Below are 2413 nucleotides of genomic sequence, written 5' to 3'. Positions count from 1 at the left end.
CAGCCAGGCCGCGCCCAGGCCGGCCCAGGCGGAAGCGGACGCGGCCCAGGCCTCCGCCGCCTCGCGGTCCGCGGCCAGCGCGGCGAGCTCGCTCTGCCACAGCGTGATCCAGTCCTCCGCGAGCCGCTCGAGCTCGGCGTCGTCCGGCTTCGGACGGTCTCCGGTCATGCGGCATCACTAGCCCGCGACGACGACGCGGGAAATCACCGGGCTTCGGACTAACGATTCGCACGGCAGCCAAGAGGACATCGCAGCGAATCTCCGCAGCGGGGGTTTCGCACTGCAACCAAGCCCATGTTAGCATCCAGCCAGGCGGCGGGACGGCCGCGCGGAAGGCAAGGCATGTCACAGGATACCACCCACCCGCCGGGAGAGGCGGCCGAGACGCCGGCCAGCCCCCCGGTCGTCGTGAAGAAATACGCGAACCGACGGCTCTACAACACCGAATCCTCCTCCTACGTCACGTTGGAGGATCTGGCCGCGATGGTGCGCCAGGGCAGGCATTTCGTCGTCTACGACGCGAAGTCCGGCGAGGACATCACCCGATCCGTCCTGACGCAGATCATCGTCGAGGAGGAGGCCAAGGGCCGCAACCTGCTGCCGACCTCCTTCCTGCGCCAGATCATCGGCTTCTACGGCGACAGCATGCAGGCGCTGGTACCGAAATACCTGGAGAACGTGATGGGCGCCTTCGCCCGCCAGCAGGACCAGGTGCGGCGCGCGATGGAGCAGACGATGGGCGGCTTCATCCCCTTCGGCGGGCTCGAGGAGATCGGCAAGCAGAACGTGGCGATGATGGAGCGCGCGATGAGCCTCTTCGCGCCCTTCCGGCCGGGCCAGCCCGACGCGGCGGAGGGCGCCGGGGACGCTGCGCGCATCGCCGCGCTGCAGGCCGAGGTGGAGCGGTTGCGCACCGAGCTCGCCGCGGCTCGGTCCGAGACGCGGGGCAAGGCGTAGCGGCAGCGGATCGGCGCAGCGCCGGACTATTCGGAGCGCAACCCGATCAGCACGCCGTGACTGCTGGAACGCTCGCCCTCCTGCGGACGCCGCCGCGACCGAACGCCGGTCAGGCCGGCGTCCAGGCGATGCCGGCCTCGCCCAGGCTCGCTTCCAGCAGCGCCCGGTCGAGCCGGGCGTGTCGGACCAGCAGGCGCAGATAGGCGGACACGAAATCCGGCCCGTGCCCGGCATGGGTGCCGTCCACATCCGCCGTCAGGGCATGCGCGACCTCGTGCAGCAGCACCCAGCTCGGCAGTTCGGGCGGCGCCTCGATGGCGGTGCGGGTGGCGCGGGCGACGGTGCGGCGGGCCTGCTTCGGCAAGGGGCGCACGCGCGGCGGCCAGCGCCGCCCTTCCTCGGCCCAGACATGGTCCACCAGCGCCTGCAGCCGCGCGAAGGGCACCAGGCTGCGGTCGCGCGGCGCGACCACCGCATCCTCCCAGGCGTAGAGCCTGCGGGCCTGGGGGTCGCGCCAGCTCATCGCCTCGGCAGGCGTGGCGTGGCGCCGGCGCCGACCGGGCGATCCAGGCCGACCCGCCCGCCGGCCTCCCGCCCGCGGCCATAGGCGCCCTTGTCGCGCACCACGGTGCTGCGCGTGACGGTACGCAGGCGCACGCCGAGCGACCGGAACCCCTCCTCGATCTTGCGCTGCTTCATCAGCACCAGCGCGGTGCCTGCCGCGCCGTTGCGCGCGGCCTCGGCCTGCGCGGCCTGCTCCGTCGCGCGGCGATGGCTGCCGAGCTCCTCCAGCCGAGCGGCGATGCGGTCGGCGAAGCCGATGCGGAAGCTGCGCAGCACGGATTGCGGCGCGGCACGCGACCTCAGGTAGTCGGGGCCGCTGCGGAAGCGCGCCTCCTCGTAGCTCAGCGCGGTGGCGATCACATGCATCAGGTACTCGGCCATCTGCACGTCGGGCTCCAGGCCGAAGATGACGTAGTCGGCACGGCCGACGGTCCAGCCGCGGCATTCGGTGAAGCGCAGCAGCGCCGGGAACAGCCAGCCCATCGCCTGGCGGCGCGGGTCGTCGAAGACGAGCACGCGCTGCACGCAGGCTTCCTCACGCAGCTCCACCTCGGACATGGAGAGGCCGTAGACCTCCAGCAGCTCGCCAACCTTCGCGGCGGCCGCCATCGCCTCCGCCTCCGAGCAGCCGCGCTCCACCGTGCGCGCCGCCAGCGCCCGGATGCGGGCCTTCACCTTCGCCAGTTCGCTCTGCGGGTCCATGCGCCGGCGCTGTAGCACAGGGCCCGCGATTGACAGCAGGGGGTGGATGGCGATCCTCGCAGCCAGAAGGATCGGAGGAACGGCCATGCGGCGCAGGACCATGCTGGCGGCCGGAGTCGCGGCGCTCGCCGCCCCGGCCGCGCGGGCGCAGGGGCGCGCGGTGCGCCTCGTCGTCCCGGCCGCGCCCGGC

At 72.7% G+C, this 2413-nt stretch carries 3 protein-coding genes; 1 reads left to right on the top strand and 2 read right to left on the bottom strand.

Annotated features, from left to right (window positions below):
* The first annotated feature begins 342 nt into the window (after positions 1-342).
* Entirely contained in the window at positions 343-957 is a 615-nt protein-coding gene (gene phaR / locus OZN99_RS29830; RefSeq protein WP_270938842.1) for a polyhydroxyalkanoate synthesis repressor PhaR, read from the top strand.
* Positions 958-1066: 109 nt separating this feature from the next.
* On the opposite strand, the gene OZN99_RS29825 is transcribed toward phaR, so the two are convergent.
* A complete protein-coding gene (locus tag OZN99_RS29825) occupies positions 1067-1480 on the bottom strand; it encodes a SprT family zinc-dependent metalloprotease (protein ID WP_270938841.1) in 414 nt (137 codons plus the stop codon).
* Positions 1477-2223 (bottom strand): DUF7168 domain-containing protein, encoded by a 747-nt coding sequence (locus OZN99_RS29820; RefSeq protein WP_270938840.1) that lies wholly within the window; start codon positions 2221-2223, stop codon positions 1477-1479. Before OZN99_RS29820 ends, OZN99_RS29825 begins: the two co-directional genes overlap by 4 nt.
* Between the last annotated feature and the right edge of the window lie 190 nt (positions 2224-2413).

Source organism: Falsiroseomonas oryzae, assembly GCF_027856955.1.
GTDB classification, from domain to species: domain Bacteria; phylum Pseudomonadota; class Alphaproteobacteria; order Acetobacterales; family Acetobacteraceae; genus Falsiroseomonas; species Falsiroseomonas oryzae.
Note: the sequence above shows the minus strand (reverse complement) of the source record. Positions and strands in the feature narration are given on the sequence as shown.

Coding starts and splice junctions, on each gene's coding strand:
- phaR (WP_270938842.1), top strand. CDS start 343: ATGTCACAGGATACCACCCACCCGCCGGGAGAGGCGGCCGAGACGCCG.
- OZN99_RS29825 (WP_270938841.1), bottom strand. CDS start 1,480: ATGAGCTGGCGCGACCCCCAGGCCCGCAGGCTCTACGCCTGGGAGGAT.
- OZN99_RS29820 (WP_270938840.1), bottom strand. CDS start 2,223: ATGGACCCGCAGAGCGAACTGGCGAAGGTGAAGGCCCGCATCCGGGCG.